The following is an 18840-nucleotide window of genomic DNA, read 5'->3' as shown; positions in this document are numbered from 1 at the left end:
TCATATAGCAATAATAAAATTAAGTTTCTGATCATGTAATTCAACAGGAAAGTTATCTATAACTTGTTTTTTTAAACAAACACCGACAGTTAATATATCTTTATTATTATTTAGGTATCGATCAAAATGTCCTTTACCGTAACCAAGTCTATAGCCATCTTTACTAAATGCCAGACCTGGAACAATTATCAATTCTGGTTTATAGAAATCATTATTTATCGGTTCTAAAGTTTTAAAACTCCCTAAAACTAATTCATCATTATAATTATAAGCACAATATTTTATTTCATGATGAATATTTAATATTTCAAGGAGGTTAATTTCATATTTTAGTGGATAATATATTCCCACATGCTTTACTTTTAACTGTTTTAATCACATAAAAAGTGATAAATCTAATAAATGCTTCACTACCTTTAAGAGTAGTTCCATTTTGATGAACTACTTTTAAATCTAGTAATTTTTTCCCAATAGAGGCTTGTATTTTTGAAGATTCTAGGTAAGAAAAATAAAATCCTGAAATAATAAAAAATAAAGCAATTTCTATTATAGTGTCTTTTACAAATGCTATAGTCAATGATAGCAATATTCCAATTATAATTTTATCAATCAGGAAAACAAAAAATCTTCTGAGAATCATAAATTATTCCTCAATATGCGGTGGTGTTTCAAATGTATGAAATGGAGGAGGGGAGGTAAGTGTCCACTCAAGCGTATCAGCTCCATCACCCCAAGGGTTATTTAGACAGTCTTTGCCATATTTCAACGTATAGAAAACGATAAACACGAAATATAAAGCAGCTGCCATAGAAATCCCTGCCCCTATCGATGAAACCATATTCCAACCGGCAAAAGCTGCAGGGTAGTCTGGTATTCTTCTTGGCATACCTGCAAGCCCTAAGAAATGTTGCGGAAAGAAAGTTAGATTAACACCGACAAAAGTAATCCAGAAATGGATTTTGCCTAAGATCTCAGGATATTGCTTGCCTGATATTTTACCGAACCAATAGTAAAAGCCAGCAAATGCCGTAAATAAAGCACCGAGCGACATCGTATAATGGAAATGTGCCACAACATAATATGTATCGTGTAGAACTCTATCAAGTGCCGAGTTTGATAAGATTATGCCAGTTACACCACCAATCGTGAATAATATAATAAATCCTATAGAGAATAGCATAGGTGTTGGGAAAGTAATTGAACCACCCCACATAGTTGCGATCCAGCTAAATATTTTGATACCTGTTGGAATTGCGATAATCATTGTGCCGGCAGTGAAATATATAAGTGCGTTGTAAGAAAGTCCAACTGTAAACATATGGTGAGCCCATACAATAAACCCGACAAAGCCGATTATTACCATAGCTCCGACCATGCCTTGATAGCCAAATATTGGTTTACGTGAGAAAGTAGAGATAACTTGGCTTACAATACCAAAACCTGGAAGTATTACGATATATACTTCAGGGTGACCAAAAAACCAAAATAAGTGCTGAAATAATACTGGATCACCACCACCATCAGTTTTAAAGAAAGTAGTACCGAAATTACGATCGGTAAGTAACATAGTAATAGCTCCGCCAAGCACTGGCATAGCTAAAATTATCAAGAATGCAGTAACTAAAATAGACCAGACAAATAATGGCATTTTGAATAGTCCCATCCCGGGTGCTCTCATATTAAAGATAGTAACGATTAAGTTGATTGAGCCAAGTATTGATGAAAGTCCTGTTAAATGCAGACTGAAAATAGCCATATCAACCGCTGCTCCTGGATGTCCGCTTATACTACTTAAAGGAGGGTAGAGCGTCCAGCCTGTTCCTGGTCCGCCATCAACAAAAGCTGACCCCATAAGTAGGATGAAAGCTGGAACTAGCAGCCAGAAACTGATATTGTTGAGGCGTGGGAATGCCATATCGGGAGCACCTATTAGTAAAGGTACAAAGTAATTACCGAAACCACCGAACAAAGCCGGCATAATCATGAAAAACACCATAATCACCGCATGGGCAGTAATCAGCACATTATATAGCTGGAAATCATGATTTAGGAAAGTACCACCTGGCATTGCAAGTTCTAGCCTAAACAGCAGCGAAAACAACCCGCCGACAATTCCGGCAAATATGGCAAATATGATATACATAATGCCGATATCCTTGTGATTAGTAGAAAACAGCCACCTCTTCCAGCCGTGCGGAGTGTGATGGTCATCGTGGTTTAAATCCTCAGTAGTTATATCCATAATTATTATTCTGTTTGTGTTAATTTTTATATTTATTTTTTAAGTTAGTTACCATGATTCATTACCTAGGGCATCATCACTATTTAGTATTTCTTGATGCTTGTTAGAATCAGTTATATCATTTAATAGCTTATTCAATTTAGATATTTTTGTATCAACAATTTTTTGAGTGTGAATTTCCATAAAATTTTTAAATGTAATTATTTGTCATTTTGGCTTTGTTGCATGGCTTTGATGTCATTCCCGCGTAGGCGGGAATCCAGTAACTAAAAGTTTTAAAAACGATAAATTTTTAAAGCTAAAAGCTCGATTTATCTCGCTTTACTCTGGATTCCCGCCTACGCGGGAATGACATAATAAGGTGTTTTTCGATCCATACAACAAAGCCGGACAAGCTACGGTATGACATCAGGATAAAAACATAATTAATCTCTCAGGGTTTAATTCCCCGAAGCTCTGCTTCGTGATATCATATAGCTAACGCGAAAAGGTTTTTACCATAGTTTTTGTATTTACTCACATATTCACCAGATCTAAATCCGGTAAATTCCAGTATTAATCTCTCAGGGTTTAATTCCCCGAAGCTCTGCTTCGTGATATCATAAGAAACAACTAAAACTTTTTTAGATACCTCGTAGCTCTGCTGCGAGGAGCATCATTTAGCTGCCAATTTTGAATTCTCACCATTTGTGGCGACTTTATTCTTACTCGCAATCCAATTATCAAAATCCTCTTTGCTTACTACCTCTATAGCAATCGGCATGAAGCCGTGATTAATGCCGCAAAGCTCGGAACACTGCCCGTAATATACACCTTTTTTAGCGACTCTTGTCCATGTTTCATTTACTCTTCCTGGTACGGCATCTATTTTAAAACCAAGAGACGGAACAGCAAAGCTATGTATTACGTCACCGGCTGTAATTAAAAATCTAACTGTAGCATTCTCGGGTATTACTATTCTATTATCAACATCTAATAATCTTTTTTGGTCAGGTTTTAGATTTTCATCTGAGATCATAACACTATCAAATTCTATATCATTATGATCAGGATATATATAATGCCAATACCATTGGTAGCCTACTACCTTAATAGTTAAATCCGCTTCCGGTATTTTCTCGGCATGACGCAATATTCTAAAAGATGGCACGGCAATAATCACTAAAATTATTATAGGTATTACAGTCCAAATTATTTCTATCAAAATATTATGCGAAAATTTTGCCGGTACTGGATTATTTCTTGCGTTAAATTTAATACATACAAAAACTAATAATCCTGCAACAAACAAAACTATAGCAGTAGAGATATAAAGTAAGAAATCGTGGAATTTATGCAACTCTTCCATAATCGGGCTTGCAGGTGGCTGAAATCCCATTTGCCAAGGCCAAGGCTCAGAAGCAAAGCAAAAGCTACTAAATAAAACTAAGCCAATTAAAGTAATAACATTCTTCATAAAGTACATAATACAAGTTATTTTTATATTAATATAAATGGATATGTATTTTAATTAAAGCAAAAATCGATAAATAAAATAAATTTTATATGCTATTAATAAAAATTTTTTGTCAAAACTTCAGTTTAAATAAAACGATTTAAAACTAAATTATTTTATAATTTTTTATTGTAATTTGTATTTATATAGTTCATATTAATAATAACGAAACCAAGATAACTTCTAAGTAATAATGAAAAACGACACGCTATCTTACGATTTTGATGATGTATTATTAGTGCCTTATCTTAGTGCACGATTCAAAAAAGTTCTTAGCTCTGTTTCCCTATTACTATTTATAGCATTAGTGATGTTTGTATCATTTGCGGTTAATGACTATGTAAATGATACCTTATCTATAACATTAGTACATCCTGAAGCTGAAGAAATTCAAGAAGCAATTTCATTTAAAGAAGTAACAGTTAAGAAAGGTGATACTATAAATTCTATTCTGAGTGGTCAAAATATCCCAAGAAATGATATAGAAAAAATATTAAGCTTAATAAAAGAAAATAAATTATTGCCATCGCTTAAAATAGGGCAGCAAATTACTTTTGAATATGAAACAAAAATTACCGAAAATGATGATGAGGATTTAACTTCTGAAACAGTATTTCTTAATAAGATTATTTTAGCTATAGATAAACTTAAGACTATTGAAATAATAAGAGAGAATGATAATTTTAAAATTACAGAAATTATCGTGCCTTTAACAAAAACAGTGGCTAAGTCATCGGTAAATATTGAGTCAAACTTTATGTCTGCTCTTAAGAAGCTTGGTTTGTCAAACAATAATATAATAGAGCTGATTAATGCTTATGCTTATCAAATTGATTTTCAGCGTCAAATAAAAATTGGTGATACTGCGACTGTTATAACAGAAAAATACGTAACGGAAGATGGTAAATTTTCTCATCACGGTAAGATTTTATATGTCTCGTTAAATCTTTCAGGAAAAGAATATAATATTTATCGTTATTCACATGATAATAATGTAAATAATCATGCATTTTTTTCTGAAGATGGTAAAAGTGTAAAAAGAAGTTTGCTTAGAACTCCTTTAAAAGTTATAAAAGTTTCTTCACAATATGGTATTAGGAAGCACCCTGTACTTGGTTATACCAAAATGCATAAAGGGGTTGATTTTGCAGCACCGACTGGAACACCTATATATTCGGCGGGTAATGGTGTTATTACTGAAATAGGTTGGAAATCAGGTTATGGGAAATTTATCCAGATAAAACATAGCGGTACATTATCTACTGCCTATGCTCACGCATCAAATTTTGCTAAAGGCTTAAAAGTAGGAAGCCTAGTAAAACAAGGTGATATCATAGCATATGTCGGAAGTACTGGTAGAGCTACGGGACCGCATTTACATTATGAAGTTAAAATTGATGGTAAACATGTTAATCCTATGTCCGTTAAAACAACACCAGGTGTAGAATTAAGCGGAAAAAAATTAGAAAAATTCAAGCAGTTTAAGAAAGAAGTTAAAACCTTGAATGTTAAGCTTGATAAAGATTTGCAGGCTAATAAAGTAGCTGAAGTTTCGGTGTAATGTGTTAGGCGTGTGTCATTTCGTGGTAGTTGTCATTGCGAGGAGCATAGCGACGAAGCAATTTCAGGAGTTATATTCTATTTCATGAGATTGCCACGTCGATGCTATGCATCTCCTCGCAATGATGCCCTCCTTTGTTCCCTTATAAAAATCCCTAAATAATTATGATTCTATCATTTAAAAAACTATATCTAACATTTGCTCGTAGTAGCCGTATTATAATAACATTAGTGATTATTGATCAATTGACTAAATGGTGGTTTATCAATAATCTAAGATGGAAGCCTGGCTTGACCTTAAAGGTCACTTATTTTTTAAATATGGTTTATACTTGGAATTATGGCATTAGCTTTGGTTTAATGCGTGATTATTACCAATATAGTAATATTGTGTTTTTAATAACAAATACGATTATTGTTTGTTATTTATATTATTTAATGATGAGTTCTAAAACCATAGGAGGTTTTGCTGGTTATAGCTTTGTACTTGGTGGTGCTATCGGTAATTTAATTGATAGATCCTTTCGAGGAGCAGTTTTTGATTTTATACATTTCCATTATCAAGATTATAGCTTTCCAGTATTTAATCTAGCTGACTGTTTTATTACACTTGGAGTAATTATCTTAGTAGAAGATTATTATAGTGCTAAAAAAAATATTGAAGAAAAAGCTAAAGAGAATTATGATAAAGCCCAAATTGAGGCTATGGCTGAAAAGATTCGTAATGCTCCACAAGGCGATAACGATAAAATATAATCTAAATAATCTATAAGGTATTAAAGTGAGAAAAGTTTTTTTATTATTTACTGTTTTATTAATTACTTCTGCATGTAATAAAAAATTAAAAGAAACTGTAGGGATATCAACAGCTGGTCCTAATGAGTATCAAGTTCAGCGTAGTAAGGCTTTAGAAGTACCGCCTCATTATTATTTACCTGTTCCAACTCACAATCAAGCAGTTTATAATAATGTTAATGATCAGGTCAACCTTAATGAGGGTGAGCAAGCATTGATGCAGGACATTAAATAGGTATACTCGTTTTATTTGAAAAATTGGCTACGTCGTCTTGTAAGTCCTCCGGTCCTCACGTATTAAGTATACGCGTTGGTCCTCGGCTTACAGCCTCCTTGTTCTTTTCCAAATAAAACTTCGTCTACCGTTTCTTCATTAAAATACATTCAAGCTGCAAAATTAACTCATGACTATTCATAAAATACAAAATATAGGTGTTGTTGGGCTTGGTAAAACCGGTATTTCGGTTTATGAAGAGCTGCAAAGCAAATGCAATATAATTGTATATGATGATCTAGAAGTAAATAGGAATAAGTTTGAGGAATTATTCAGTAAAAATTATATTATTCCTATATCTGATATAAAATGGCAAAATTTAGATAAAATTGTATTAAGTCCTGGGATTCCTCTAACACACGAGATAGTCAAAATCGCAAAAAATTTTAATATCCCGATCACTTCCGACATAGATTTATTTTTCGAAAAATCTAAAGATTTAAACCTCCTAGCTGTGACCGGTACAAACGGCAAAAGTACTACCACCGCTTTAATTAGTCATATCTTAAGTGATAATGGTTTAGATTATCCGGTAGCTGGTAATATCGGCGTTCCAGTTTTGCAAGCTAAAGCAAGTAAGGATGGATATGTGCTTGAGTTATCTTCCTTTCAGCTAGATTTAGTGAAAACTTTTGCTGCTAAAATAGCAGTGCTTCTTAATATTACTTCTGATCATTTAGATAGGCATGAAAATATGGAAGGTTATATTACAGCAAAATCTAAAATTTTTGATCGAATGGATAAAGATAGTTACGGGATAATTAATATTGATAATGATTATTGCCATGAAATTTTTACAAATCTACAGCAAAAACATCATATTAAATTAATCCCTTTTTCAGTGACTAAAATTCTTGAAAAAGGTATATCAATAGTTCATGATATAATTACCGATAATTTCTTTGAGCATATTAGTTTTAAACTAATATCTAATAAGAGTCTGCAAGGAATTCATAACCGCGAGAATATTGCAGCAAGCTATGCAGTTGCTAGAATAATAGGTCTTGAGCCTGTAAAAATTATCGAATCTATAAGTAGTTTTCAAGGACTGCCGCATAGGATGCAATATCTAGGCAATATAGATGGTATAAATTTCTATAATGATAGTAAAGCAACGAATGCTATAGCTGCCGTGCAATCAATTAAAGCTCTTGATAATATTTATTGGCTTGCGGGCGGTATTGCTAAAGAGGGTGGTATTGAGGAAATAAAACCTTATTTTAGTAAAATCAAAAAAGCTTATTTTTATGGGCAAGCTAAAGAAATGTTTGCAAATACTGCTAAAGATATAATAGATTTTGTTATATGTGATGATCTTAAACGGGCTTTTGAACTTGCTTATAAAGATGCTTGCAAGGATAACGAGAAAGAAAAGAATATTTTACTTGCACCTTGTTGCAGTTCATACGATCAGTTTAAAAATTTTGAAGAACGTGGTGAATTGTTTGTTAGATTGTATAATACTCTTATTTGTGCCTATGACAAAAATGCCTTATTAATTCCCCGAAGCTCTGCTTCGTGATATCATAAGAAACAACTAAAACTTTTTTAGATACCTCGTAGCTCTGCTGCGAGGAGCATCATTAGCTTGTGATCTTAAAAGAACTATTTAAAAATTAAAAAAGAGGTTTTTTATGTTAGGATGTATTCAGCATTTTTTACGATTGAGAGTAGTAATACAAAAAATGATAAATCAATAAAAGGGAAAATAAAAAATGATGAAGCAATAGTAGACACATTCTTAAACATGAGTCTAGAAAGTATAGAAAAGACTTTCCAAAAGCCTTTCTCTTCTAGTACGCATGTAGAAAAAAAAGTAAATGTTGATGAAAATGATAACGGTATTTTTGCAACATTTTATAATACGGCAGTAAAATATGTATTGGATTTAGTAGCTCCAGTAGTACAATCGGTAGTACAATATGCTCGTGATTATATTGAAGGTGATTATAACAAATATACTCAAGATCGTAGTGTGCAAGGATGTTATAAACAAAATCATGTGTAATAGTTGAGATTATATCTTACATTTAGTAAAATAAATTAATTATTAAATGGAGATAAAGAATGAACTTAAATCAAAAAATAATAAAACCAAAATTAGGTTTACTTGAATTAGCTAAGAGCCTTGGTAGTATATCATCAGCATGTAAAGCGATGGGATATAGTAGAGATAGTTATTACAGATTTAAAGAACTGTATGAAACTGGTGGCGAAGAAGCGTTGTATGAAATTAGTCGAAGAAAGCCAATAATAGCGAATAGAGTTGATCCTGCTGTAGAGAAAGCAGTACTAGATATGGCAATAGAATATCCAGCATATGGTCAGCTAAGAGTATCAAATGAGCTTAAAAAGACAGGTGTACTTGTATCACCTGGGGGAGTAAGATCAATTTGGTTACGTAATGATTTAAACAACATCAGTAAAAGACTTAAAGCATTAGAAGCAAAAATGGCTCAAGATGGTATTGTGCTTACTGAGGCACAATTACAAGTGCTAGAGAAGCGTCGTAATGAAAAAGAAGCTCATGGAGAAATTGAGACACAGCATCCAGGGTATCTAGGATGCCAAGATACATATTATGTAGGCAACTTTAAGGGTATAGGTAAGGTTTATTCTCAGGTATTTATTGATAGCTACAGCAGAGTAGCTGATGTTAAACTATATACTGATAAAACAGCTTTAACTGCTGCTGATATGCTTAATGACCGAGTGTTACCATGGTATGAGACTCAAGGGATACCAATACTTCGTATTCTGACAGATCGTGGGTCAGAATATAAGGGGAATATAGAGCATCATGCTTTTGAATTATTTCTAAGTATCGAAGGTATAGAGCATACTACTACTAAAGCATATTCTCCTCAAACAAACGGTATGTGTGAGCGTTTTAATAAAACCATGAAACAAGAATTCTTTGATACAGCTATGCGGAAAAAGATTTATACAGCTCTTGATGACCTACAATTAGATCTTGATATCTGGCTAGAGTATTTCAATAATGAAAGACCTCATTCTGGTAAATATTGTTATGGAAAAACTCCTATGCAAACTTTTAAGGATAGTAAGAAATTAGCTGTTGAAAAGAATAATGAAATCTTGTATCTTGAATATGTATCTGACAGTCAAAATTTAACTGACAATCAGGGGCAAAATTTATAGTGTCTGTAAGATCAAATCTTAACTTCTACAAATCATGACTCTGAAAACTATTATGCTGAATTGACAGGCACTACAATAATTCCTATGCACAATAACTAAATTGTTCTACAAAAGCATTGTTTTATGCGGATACCTAATCGTCATTGCGAGGATAGGTCTCGATAATCTTATGAAAATGTCTTATAAGATTGCTGAATCGCTATGTTCTTGGCAATGACGTTTTATTATTTAACTGGATTACTCCGTAATTTTCTAGTAATGATGTTAAAACCTGAAGTTTTGACAAAAAATTTTTATTAAAAAAAGTGGCGAGTGTATCAATCTATAATTTGTATTATATATCAAATAATTTACTTTCAATTGTAGAAATATCGCTTTTAAGCTGATAAAAGCACTAAATATTTAACTTTAAATATAAATTTTTACTTTAGTCAGAAAAATTAGAATTTTTGTCAAAATTTCAGTAAAACTGATCGATGCAACAGCATAAATAGAAATTACATAACTACAATATGAATAACGAAATATCAAATAATTTTATAAAATTATGGTGGCGTAGTACCGATCGCCAAATAGTTATTTCTTTAGTTATTTTATTTGCTTTTAGCTTGATGCTTGTGACTACTTCAGGTTCAGCAGTAGCAAGTAGAATAGGGCTTGAAGAAAATTATTTTGCATCTAGACAAGTATTTTATTTAACAGCTGCCTCAGTTCTTATATTGTTATTTTCATGCTTTAATAAGAAATTGTTAAAGCGTTTTGCCATATTGGGTTTTATAGCTAGTGTAATTTTATTGATCGCTGTTAAATTCTTTGGTTACGAAGTGAAAGGAGCAACTAGGTGGATTAATATTGCTGGCTTATCTATTCAGCCGTCAGAGTTTATTAAGCCATTTTTTGCTGTCGTTACGGGCTGGATATTATCGTTAAAATTTAATGATGATTTCCCAAGCTTTACAGTTTGCTCTATACTGTATTTTATTGTTGCTATTCTCTTAATCATTCAACCGGATTTTGGAATGCTTGTTATGATTACGGCAGTTTTTGGTATTCAGCTTTTTATTGCTGGTATGCCGATATTTTGGATTGTTCTAGCGGATTTTTTAGGAATGATAGGAGTAACTATTGCATATTTTTGGTTACCGCACGTTACGCAAAGGATTAACTCATTCTTAGATCCTGATAGTAGTGAGAATTATCAAGTTAGCAAGTCTCTGAAAGCTTTTGAGCATGGTGGTTTATATGGTAAAGGACCAGGTGAGGGGGCAGTAAAGCAGGTATTACCTGATTCACATACTGATTTTATTTTTGCCGTTGCTGGAGAAGAATTTGGGGCTATTATTTGCCTTATTGTTATAGGTATATTTGCGTTTATAGTGCTTAGAAGTCTTGCTAAGCTATTAAATGAGCAGGATAAATTTGTCCAATTTGCTGCTAGCGGTATTATTGCCCAATTAGGGCTTCAGGCAATAATTAATATGGGTGTGACTTTGCATTTATTGCCTACTAAGGGTATGACGTTGCCTTTTATTAGCTATGGTGGCTCTTCAACGCTTGCAATCGCTATAGCTACCGGTATGCTTCTTGGCTTTACTAAATACCGAACGCCGCTTGATTCGTACAAGATAAATAAAATAGAAATATGAAAAAAATAGTTTTAGTGGCAGGTGGAACAGGCGGTCATTTTTTTCCAGCAGTTGCTTTAGGGGAGGAGTTAATAAAAAGAAAATATGAAGTTCATTTTATTACTGATTTAAGGTGTGAGAAGTATATAAATCATGATGCAGGATTAATTTTTCATGTTATAGATTTAAAACGACCAAAAAATATTTTATTATTCTTGCCGTTATTATCGCTTGCTATTTTTAAAGCTATTAAATTGTTATTTAGCCTTTCTCCCTCGGCTGTAGTAGGATTTGGTGGTTATCCGGTTGTTGCTTCAATGTTTGCAGCAATTTTTCTAAAAGTGCCGATTGTAATTCATGAGCAGAATTCTTATCTTGGAAAGGTTAATAAATTTTTTGCAAATTTTGCTAAGAAAATAGTAATTTCTTATAAAAATACTAAAAACTTGCCTGTAGTTGTAAAGAATAGAACAGTAGTTACTGGCGGGATAGTTAGAAAGAATATTAGAGGCTTGGATTCGGTGGTCAAGCGACGGAATGACAAAGACCGTACCTTTAAAATTTTTATCTTTGGCGGCAGTCAAGGAGCTAAATTATTTTCAGAGTTAATACCTGAAAGCATCAAAGCTTTAATGCAAAAGCAGCCAAATCTTAAACTGCATATAACTCAGCAAGCAGCACTTGACGATCAAGTAAAAATAAAAAATATATACTCAAATTTAAATATTAATTACGAATTAGCTGAATTTTTTGATAATATGGCAAATCAGTATAAAAATACTGATTTAGTAATTTCAAGAGCAGGAGCATCTACTATAGAAGAGCTAACTTATATAGGGTTGCCAGCAATTTTTATTCCACTGCCAAGTGCTGCCAATAATCACCAATATCATAATGCAAAATTATTAGAGGATGAAAAATGTGGTTGGTGTATGAAGCAAGATGATATATCAAGCGAAAAATTAGCTGAGAAAATATTCGAGCTAATAAGTAATCCGAAGATATTAGAAAATACCTCGAAAAATCTATTAAAAAGAAGAAAAGAGGGGCATAAGTTGCTAAGTAACCTAATAGAAGAGCTAATTTAAACAATATAAGCTCTTTATTCTTGCAAGTTTGATTATTATGTGGCATTAATCATAATAGACTTTTTCATATGGCTTGTTTTTAAAGATAATTTGTCAAGTTATATAAATAAATCTAATTGAAGTTTTGGAATAATATATGTTGAAAAAAATTATAATATTATTTTTAGGTGTTTTTGTACTATCGGGTTGTACTGATAGCTTTAGAGGTTACTTCCAAAAATCCGCAAATAATAGGTTAGTTGATAGTAAAGGGTTTAAAGGTGGTAAAAGAAAACCTTTATATAATAATAAATATATTAGTTTAGCTAAAAAGAATATAGTTGAAGATAATCTTGACGATCCAGAGGATGACGATGATGATTATGATAATCCTTTAAGAGGGGAGCAAATTGATCCCGTCAAAAGAAATCGTGAGATATATCTTAAAATGATTAGACGAGATATGGAAAAATATAAAGCTGAATCAGGTGAATCTTCAGACGATGATGATATGACTTTAAGTAAAGCTAATAAAAAAGTTAGAAAGGATAATACCGATAAAGAAAGAAAAATGCAAGAAGAGCTAGACCAGATAAAGGCAATGCTAAGAGAAACTAAGCGTGATATATCAAAATATACTTGCCCAAATGCAACAACAAATCAAAATTATGTGCCTCCAGTTTCAAACTATGAACCTGTAGCACCAGTTAAAAATAATAAACCTTATAATAATAACTCTAAGGTAAAGCAAAAATTTATCCGTGAGGATGATGATTATAGTAGCAACGCTTGCTCTATTTAACTTTTCATCTCTGTCACCTCGTGGTGGCATTGCCTGCGTGGATAAGTTTTTCCGTCATTGCGAGAAGAAACTGAAAGTTTCGACGAAGCAATTTTAGGGTTCTTAGTACTATTGCATGAGATTGCCACGCTCATTTCATTCGCTCGCAATGATGGACAAGATCTCTATTTCACAAATACTAAATCACTATTTGATGAATCTTTAGAGCTATATTTATAATCTAGATATGAAAATTCTTTAAGTAATTCAGGGGAGTTGATTAGGTTATTGGCCATAACATTTACCATATTTCCACGAGCTTTTTTAGTCTATCCGCCAAAAACACTTCAAATCCTGATCATTTGTAATGGGATAGAGTTTGGCTCTGTCTCATCAATTGTGTAAATTTCGTGAACCATTAAATTCTACCATCAAATTTGATCATAAAATGAGCCATAGCTTCATTCCAATTGGGGATAGGCATAGACCATTTTTTGGTAATATAATCAATTGTCAGATATAAAACCTTAAATACTGCGTCATCATTTGGAAAGATGCGTTTATTCTTAGTAACTTTTCTCAATTGGCTATTCAGCGATTCTATCGCATTTGTAGTGTAAATAATCTTACGAATCTCCTTTGGATATTGCAAGAAAATTATCAAATTATCCCAATTATTATACCAAGATTTAGCTATATGCGGATATTGCTTACTCCATTTTTGATCAAATGACTCAAGAGCTAATTCTGCTTCTTTTTCAGTAGCAGAAGTATAGATTAGTTTCAAATCCGCTGCTAATTGCTTTCTATCTTTATATGATACATATTTGAGGCTATTCCTGATCTGATGGACAATACAAATTTGATGTTCAGTTTTCGGATATACTGATGCAATAGCATCAGACATACCAGTTAGATTATCACTACAAGCAATTAAGATATCTTTTACTCCTCGATTCTTCATTTCAGTAAAATTACCAAGCCAAAATTTAGCTCCTTCATTCTCACTTATCCATAAGCCTAAAATATCCTTTCTGCCAGATAAATCTATTCCTAAAGCTACATATACTGATTTATTAATCTCTCAGGGTTTAATTCCCCGAAGCTCTGCTTCGTGATATCATAAGAAAACAACTAAAACTTTTTTAGATACCTCGTAGCTCTGCTGCGAGGAGCATCATTCCATTCTGACTTAGTACTGTTTTTAAATCTACTCCGCCTTCTATCAGCAAATCTATTGCTTCATTTATTTTTTTATTCTTCTCTATTTGCATTTCTGTTACCTATATTTTTAATTACCAGGAGTTTCGCACTTAGCAAATAATATGCTAATCTAGAGAAAAATAGTTTTAGATAAAAATGACAAGATCAAAATGTAGCAAAGATTTATATAAATCATTCTTACAAGCAAGTAGTGTAAGATATACTAGCAAAGCATTATCTGAAGTAAGTCCATTAGATCTATCGCACGATAGTGCAAGTCGATGGTTAAAGAGTAAGGATTTTCGCCCTAGCGAAATCTATAGCAAAGTGTCAAAATATATTGATCTGGAAGATCCTTGTTTATTAGTGGGAGATGACACCTTATTGTCAAAGCAATACAGTAAGAGGATCGAGCTTGTAAATTATCAATATTCTGGGGCTGTACATGATGTTATACCTGGTATAGGAATGGTAAACTTACTGCATTACAATACTCAAATTGATCAATCTACTCCTGTAGATTATAGAATATATGATAAAGAAACTGATGGTAAAACAAAGAACGAGCATTTTCGTGATATGCTTACTTTAGCTAAAGAAAGAGGTATCAAGCCTGATGCTATAGTTATGGATGCTTGGTATAGTGGTTTGGATAATTTAAAACATATACGTAATTTAGGTTGGATATGGGTTACCAACCTAAGAAAAAATAGAAAAGTTAATCGTAATGTTAGCTTGGAAACTTTAGAGATTCCCGATGAAGGGCTAAAAATTCACCTACGTGGATACGGTTGGGTTACGGTATTTAAGTTTGTGGCAAAAAATGGTCGCATTGATTACATAACAACTAATTTAGAGAATCCTACACGTGAGCAAATAGAGAAAATTGTTAAGGCGCGTTGGTCTATAGAAGTTTATCATCGAGAATTGAAACAAACTTGTGGTATTGAATGCTGTCAGGCACGCACGGGTCGAGCTCAAAGAAATCATATTTGCCTTGCTGTATTGGCCTGGCTTGATATGAACAAAAGGAGGATAAATGAAAACATTACTTTATATCAACAAACTTGGGAAGTTATAAAAACATCAATTCAGAACAACATTAAATGGCTTCTAACTAATACACAATTTTGCTAAGTGCGAAACTCCTGATTACTTCTAATATAGGCTCAACAAAAATTTACACAATCATTGCAAAAGACTCTTTCTTCCCATACCTCATTGGGTGTTTTATAACCGAGCACTTTTCTTGGTAAATTATTTAAAAAATCCTCAATTTCTTGTAATTGCTTTATTGTTAATTTTTTTATATCTAAAGATTTAGAGTATACTCTGTGCACCATTGAGTTAATCTTCTCTATCAATGGTTTTTGCCATGGAGAATAAGGATTGCAAAAATATACTTTTCGTTCAGATTTTGGCAATAGTTGTTCATGATTGGTAAATTCTTTGCCATTATCTAGTCCGTCCGCCAAAACTCTACAAGCCTTATAGATAATATGGTTTTAAGACAAGAAGTAATACAACAATCCGTAAGAAAATGATAAAATATGGTCATAAACCTTATGGATTTCAGTCAATGCCAATAGACAACATTATCAAATCGCAAGAACAAGGGAAACTGTTTGGTTATAAATTAAAAGAAGAATTAAACCCAAATAATAAGCTATATAAATTAAGAGAATTAATAAATTGGTCTAGGCTCGAAGAGTGGTTATCAAAAAATGTTTGTATTAAGAAATTTGGTAGAAATAGAAAATGTCATAGAGTGATGCTTGGCATAACGATGCTACAAGCAATGTATAATTTTTCAGATTCATTATCAGAGGAAGAGCTAAAAGAGAATATGTATTGGCAGTATTTCTGCGGGTGGGAATATATAGAAAAAGACATAGCTATCTCGGAAACTAGTATACGACGGTTTCGTAGTGTATTAGGTGAAGCTGGATATAATGAGATATTATCGGAGTTGATCAGGGTTGGGATAAAAACTAACACAATTAAAAAAAAAGATTTGGAATTAATCATCGCTGATACGACTGTACAAATTAAGAATATCAAACACCCACACGATGTTTATTTAATGGATAAAGCTAGGCTTAGCATAGTAAAGCTTTGCAACAGTTTGGGTATACATTTGAATGAAACATACGCTAGAACCTATAAACGCGATATAGTAAAGCTATGGAAATATAAAGAACATAGTAAAGCCAAGAAGCGTTGGAAAATAATGAAGCATTTAAAAATATTACTGGGTCGTTTGATTAGAGTATGTGAGCGTGAGATCAAAAATAAGCAATTAAACTTGTCTCTCAAAAATCAAGAAGTATTGCAAAAAATAAAACAAATACATAACCAATCTGTTTTAAAAAGAGAAGCTAAAAACTGAAGTTTTGACAAAATCCTTTCCATAAGGAGAAATGTATTCCAATTTTTTTATACTTTTTTAGTAATAACAAAATTTATTTATTCTATTTGGGTACATAATGTGTCAAAAACTGTAGCAATTTTGTCTAATATTGCTGGTTTATACTTACTAATATTATTTGGTAATTCTAGCTTTTTATTAAATGAGGTTTTGGTAATTTGGTTACTTCCATCAAAACTTGATTTTATTGTAATTTCCAACTTACCGTGTTTATTACTTTTGCGTATTACTGGTGCAAATGGTTTGACCTGATGATTATTTCTAATATTTCTATGATCTGGTATCCCTCTGGATATAGACTTTTCTAATATTTCTTCAAGGGCAATTTGTGGCATAGATCTATAAACTTCACTTGGAGACAACATATTGCTATTGATTTTTTTATCCCATGCCCTTACTTTTCTTGCCTTAACTGAAGATTGTGCATGATACAATATGTTGTACGCTAGCATTACGAATAACATATAATCCTCATCTTTATTTGGATCATTCGTTTGAAATTTATCCATCAATAATTTTGACTTACCAAATTTAAAAAAATGCTCAATATCAAACCTTTGTCTATAGTATTCATATACTTCTTTACCACTGATTTTATCTTTTTGTTGGCCAGAAACACATAACCATAAATCTCTGTTATATTTCCTATTTCCTGATGCATCTAACACCTTAACCTGAATAAAATTCAGCGGTTTATCAGACATGATATGCTGTTTCTTGCCCTTGATTAGATAATTCTTAAATAGTGAAATACTAATTGATATGTCACCATTTTTTGTAGCCTTTACTACAGTTTCTTCTGTATCTGGAATCAGTAAATTATCAGAACTACTACAAGAAATCTTAGCTCCATAAGATCTTTTACGACCTCTTGTTTTTTGCTCCTCTATATATATTTTGTAAATACTGCGATTAATTCTTTGGCGGGTTATTGTTACCGTATTTGCTTCATTGTGCAGCGGGTGAATGAAAGATAGAGCGCTATAACCTGCATCACCTACTGTTATATTTAGAGCCTTTTGTGGTATTTGCTTAACAATTTTCATTATTTGTTTGCTACCTTTGCTATACTTATTCTCATCTGATTTTACTCTATTTATAGATATTGGTACAGACCATTTAGGCTGAGCACCGATGCAAACTACACTATATTCATAACCCGCAACTGGTCGGTTATTAGCATTCTGTCTAATATATGTACGATCAATTGCTTTCTTGGAATCTTTCTTGCTACTCACTGTAGTATCTATTTGCAGTAAGTTTTTACCCTCATTAATCAGTTTACTTATTAAGTATTTTTCTATATCTTCTCGAGTCTTAAAACGTTGCTCATCTCTTATATTTAATGATTCATCACGAGCACAGTAAAAATTCTCTATAGCTCTGTATACACTTGACCAACTACGCTGAAAATATTTATTAGTTGTTAATTCAACAACAGATCTTGCTTTAACGCTATCATTAGTTACTAGTGATAGTATTAATTCTAAAACCACATCTTGATTATAGGGGAAAATTTTTTATTTCTTGCAACATTTCTTGCATAATCATACACACTAAAAACCATTTTGTATTTGAGCGTATTTATATCATACTTTATAAGTTTGGTTATCTTTTTGTCAAAACTTCAGTAAAAAGCAATATAAAGAAGATAACAAAGTATTATATAGTTTTCATGCCCCTGAAGTAGAGTGTATAGGAAAGGGAAAACGCAACAAGCCATATGAGTTTGGCAATAAAGTAGCGGTAGTAGTAAGTGGTCGTAGAAATTTTGTTTTATCCGCAAAATCGTTTCATAATAATCCTTATGATGGTCATACATTGCATCAGAGCTTTGAAGCAGTAGAGAGTGTCACTGGAATCAAGATAAAGAAATCATTTGTTGATCTTGGGTATAGTGGTAGCAATGTAAAGGAGAAGAGTAAGGTATATACCCCAAAAACGCGGAAGAAGTTGTTACAAGAGGACAAGTCTATGATCAAGAGACGCAGTGCCATAGAACCAATAATAGGTCACTTAAAGCAATATGGTCGGATGGGTAGAAACTTCTTGAAAGGTATGATAGGAGATATTATCAATCCAATAATCTCTGCTATTGGTTTGAATTTACGATGCATTGCAAATCATTTACAAATCGTGTCTAACTCCACATAAATCAAAAATATCATCATGCAAAAACTAGATGAACGATAAAAAATCGTTAACAAT

The 18840-nt window shown here is 32.4% G+C and carries 17 protein-coding genes and 4 pseudogenes; 12 read left to right on the top strand and 9 right to left on the bottom strand.

Going from position 1 to position 18840, the window contains the following annotated elements; translation table 11 throughout:
• From AAHI98_RS13085 to coxB, 4 genes and pseudogenes are all read right to left on the bottom strand, one after another.
• Positions 1 to 375 (bottom strand): annotated as a pseudogene (locus tag AAHI98_RS13085) (5-formyltetrahydrofolate cyclo-ligase); the annotation flags it as partial.
• On the bottom strand, positions 323 to 640 hold the full coding sequence (locus AAHI98_RS13080) for an RDD family protein (protein ID WP_342226055.1): 318 nt from the start codon (positions 638 to 640) through the stop codon (positions 323 to 325). The gene AAHI98_RS13080 and the pseudogene AAHI98_RS13085, both read right to left, overlap by 53 nt.
• Before the next feature lie 3 nt (positions 641 to 643).
• A complete protein-coding gene (gene ctaD, locus AAHI98_RS13075) occupies positions 644 to 2242 on the bottom strand; it encodes a cytochrome c oxidase subunit I (RefSeq protein WP_342224918.1) in 1599 nt (532 codons plus the stop codon).
• 655 nt (positions 2243 to 2897) lie between these two features.
• Positions 2898 to 3707 carry a cytochrome c oxidase subunit II gene (coxB, locus tag AAHI98_RS13070; protein ID WP_342226054.1) on the bottom strand — a complete coding sequence of 270 codons (810 nt, stop codon included), beginning with the start codon at positions 3705 to 3707 and terminating at the stop codon, positions 2898 to 2900.
• A gap of 223 nt (positions 3708 to 3930) precedes the next feature.
• On the opposite strand from coxB, the gene AAHI98_RS13065 reads away from it, so the two are divergent.
• The 9 genes from AAHI98_RS13065 (at position 3931) to AAHI98_RS13025 (ending at position 13022) form a co-directional block, all read left to right on the top strand.
• Positions 3931 to 5298, top strand: coding sequence for a M23 family metallopeptidase (locus tag AAHI98_RS13065; protein WP_342226053.1), 1368 nt, complete (start codon positions 3931 to 3933; stop codon positions 5296 to 5298).
• A gap of 164 nt (positions 5299 to 5462) precedes the next feature.
• A complete protein-coding gene (gene lspA, locus AAHI98_RS13060) occupies positions 5463 to 6053 on the top strand; it encodes a signal peptidase II (RefSeq protein WP_342226052.1) in 591 nt (196 codons plus the stop codon).
• A gap of 25 nt (positions 6054 to 6078) precedes the next feature.
• Complete coding sequence (locus tag AAHI98_RS13055; RefSeq protein WP_342226051.1) at positions 6079 to 6327, top strand: DUF3035 domain-containing protein; 249 nt, start codon at positions 6079 to 6081, stop codon at positions 6325 to 6327.
• Positions 6328 to 6496: 169 nt separating this feature from the next.
• Positions 6497 to 7888 carry a UDP-N-acetylmuramoyl-L-alanine--D-glutamate ligase gene (gene murD / locus AAHI98_RS13050; RefSeq protein ID WP_342226050.1) on the top strand — a complete coding sequence of 464 codons (1392 nt, stop codon included), beginning with the start codon at positions 6497 to 6499 and terminating at the stop codon, positions 7886 to 7888.
• Between the two features lie 120 nt (positions 7889 to 8008).
• Positions 8009 to 8374 (top strand): hypothetical protein, encoded by a 366-nt coding sequence (locus AAHI98_RS13045; RefSeq protein WP_342226049.1) that lies wholly within the window; start codon positions 8009 to 8011, stop codon positions 8372 to 8374.
• Between the two features lie 59 nt (positions 8375 to 8433).
• On the top strand, positions 8434 to 9528 hold the full coding sequence (locus AAHI98_RS13040; RefSeq protein ID WP_342224693.1) for an IS481 family transposase: 1095 nt from the start codon (positions 8434 to 8436) through the stop codon (positions 9526 to 9528).
• Positions 9529 to 10040: 512 nt separating this feature from the next.
• A complete protein-coding gene (gene ftsW / locus AAHI98_RS13035) occupies positions 10041 to 11174 on the top strand; it encodes a putative lipid II flippase FtsW (RefSeq protein WP_342226048.1) in 1134 nt (377 codons plus the stop codon).
• Positions 11171 to 12241 carry an undecaprenyldiphospho-muramoylpentapeptide beta-N-acetylglucosaminyltransferase gene (gene murG / locus AAHI98_RS13030; RefSeq protein WP_342226047.1) on the top strand — a complete coding sequence of 357 codons (1071 nt, stop codon included), beginning with the start codon at positions 11171 to 11173 and terminating at the stop codon, positions 12239 to 12241. The genes ftsW and murG overlap by 4 nt, the downstream gene beginning before the upstream one ends.
• A gap of 136 nt (positions 12242 to 12377) precedes the next feature.
• Positions 12378 to 13022, top strand: coding sequence for a hypothetical protein (locus AAHI98_RS13025; RefSeq protein WP_342226046.1), 645 nt, complete (start codon positions 12378 to 12380; stop codon positions 13020 to 13022).
• A gap of 164 nt (positions 13023 to 13186) precedes the next feature.
• On the opposite strand, the pseudogene AAHI98_RS13020 reads toward AAHI98_RS13025, so the two are convergent.
• The 3 genes and pseudogenes from AAHI98_RS13020 to AAHI98_RS13010 all read right to left on the bottom strand — a co-directional run.
• Positions 13187 to 13327 (bottom strand): annotated as a pseudogene (locus tag AAHI98_RS13020) (YaaA family protein); the annotation flags it as partial.
• A 92-nt stretch (positions 13328 to 13419) separates the two neighbouring features.
• Positions 13420 to 14079, bottom strand: a pseudogene (locus AAHI98_RS13015) (IS256 family transposase); the annotation flags it as partial.
• Positions 14080 to 14146: 67 nt separating this feature from the next.
• A complete protein-coding gene (locus AAHI98_RS13010) occupies positions 14147 to 14275 on the bottom strand; it encodes a hypothetical protein (RefSeq protein WP_342224793.1) in 129 nt (42 codons plus the stop codon).
• A gap of 85 nt (positions 14276 to 14360) precedes the next feature.
• On the opposite strand from AAHI98_RS13010, the gene AAHI98_RS13005 reads away from it, so the two are divergent.
• The gene (locus AAHI98_RS13005) at positions 14361 to 15341 is read left to right on the top strand and encodes an IS701 family transposase (RefSeq protein ID WP_342224689.1); all 981 of its coding nucleotides are present in this window, start codon (positions 14361 to 14363) and stop codon (positions 15339 to 15341) included.
• A gap of 32 nt (positions 15342 to 15373) precedes the next feature.
• Here AAHI98_RS13005 and AAHI98_RS13000 read toward each other — a convergent pair.
• Positions 15374 to 15667, bottom strand: a pseudogene (locus AAHI98_RS13000) (transposase); the annotation flags it as partial.
• 77 nt (positions 15668 to 15744) lie between these two features.
• Here AAHI98_RS13000 and AAHI98_RS12995 point away from each other — a divergent pair.
• Positions 15745 to 16593 carry a transposase gene (locus AAHI98_RS12995; protein ID WP_342226044.1) on the top strand — a complete coding sequence of 283 codons (849 nt, stop codon included), beginning with the start codon at positions 15745 to 15747 and terminating at the stop codon, positions 16591 to 16593.
• A 77-nt stretch (positions 16594 to 16670) separates the two neighbouring features.
• Here AAHI98_RS12995 and AAHI98_RS12990 read toward each other — a convergent pair whose 3' ends face one another.
• Positions 16671 to 18128 (bottom strand): transposase, encoded by a 1458-nt coding sequence (locus AAHI98_RS12990; protein WP_342224664.1) that lies wholly within the window; start codon positions 18126 to 18128, stop codon positions 16671 to 16673.
• Positions 18129 to 18327: 199 nt separating this feature from the next.
• Between AAHI98_RS12990 and AAHI98_RS12985 the strand changes: the two genes are divergently transcribed.
• Complete coding sequence (locus AAHI98_RS12985) at positions 18328 to 18786, top strand: transposase (protein ID WP_342224960.1); 459 nt, start codon at positions 18328 to 18330, stop codon at positions 18784 to 18786.
• Positions 18787 to 18840 lie beyond the last annotated feature (54 nt).

Source organism: Rickettsia endosymbiont of Urophora cardui (assembly GCF_964030725.1).
Classification (GTDB): domain Bacteria; phylum Pseudomonadota; class Alphaproteobacteria; order Rickettsiales; family Rickettsiaceae; genus Rickettsia.
The sequence above is the reverse complement of the archived record's forward strand: the minus strand, read 5'-3'. Positions and strand labels throughout refer to the sequence as shown.

Coding starts and splice junctions, on each gene's coding strand:
- AAHI98_RS13025 (WP_342226046.1), top strand. CDS start 12,378: ATGTTGAAAAAAATTATAATATTATTTTTAGGTGTTTTTGTACTATCG.
- AAHI98_RS13010 (WP_342224793.1), bottom strand. CDS start 14,275: ATGCAAATAGAGAAGAATAAAAAAATAAATGAAGCAATAGATTTGCTG.
- AAHI98_RS12995 (WP_342226044.1), top strand. CDS start 15,745: ATGATAAAATATGGTCATAAACCTTATGGATTTCAGTCAATGCCAATA.
- murD (WP_342226050.1), top strand. CDS start 6,497: ATGACTATTCATAAAATACAAAATATAGGTGTTGTTGGGCTTGGTAAA.
- ctaD (WP_342224918.1), bottom strand. CDS start 2,242: ATGGATATAACTACTGAGGATTTAAACCACGATGACCATCACACTCCG.
- AAHI98_RS13045 (WP_342226049.1), top strand. CDS start 8,009: ATGTATTCAGCATTTTTTACGATTGAGAGTAGTAATACAAAAAATGAT.
- AAHI98_RS13005 (WP_342224689.1), top strand. CDS start 14,361: ATGACAAGATCAAAATGTAGCAAAGATTTATATAAATCATTCTTACAA.
- ftsW (WP_342226048.1), top strand. CDS start 10,041: ATGAATAACGAAATATCAAATAATTTTATAAAATTATGGTGGCGTAGT.
- AAHI98_RS13080 (WP_342226055.1), bottom strand. CDS start 640: ATGATTCTCAGAAGATTTTTTGTTTTCCTGATTGATAAAATTATAATT.
- murG (WP_342226047.1), top strand. CDS start 11,171: ATGAAAAAAATAGTTTTAGTGGCAGGTGGAACAGGCGGTCATTTTTTT.
- AAHI98_RS13065 (WP_342226053.1), top strand. CDS start 3,931: ATGAAAAACGACACGCTATCTTACGATTTTGATGATGTATTATTAGTG.
- AAHI98_RS13040 (WP_342224693.1), top strand. CDS start 8,434: ATGAACTTAAATCAAAAAATAATAAAACCAAAATTAGGTTTACTTGAA.
- lspA (WP_342226052.1), top strand. CDS start 5,463: ATGATTCTATCATTTAAAAAACTATATCTAACATTTGCTCGTAGTAGC.
- coxB (WP_342226054.1), bottom strand. CDS start 3,707: ATGTACTTTATGAAGAATGTTATTACTTTAATTGGCTTAGTTTTATTT.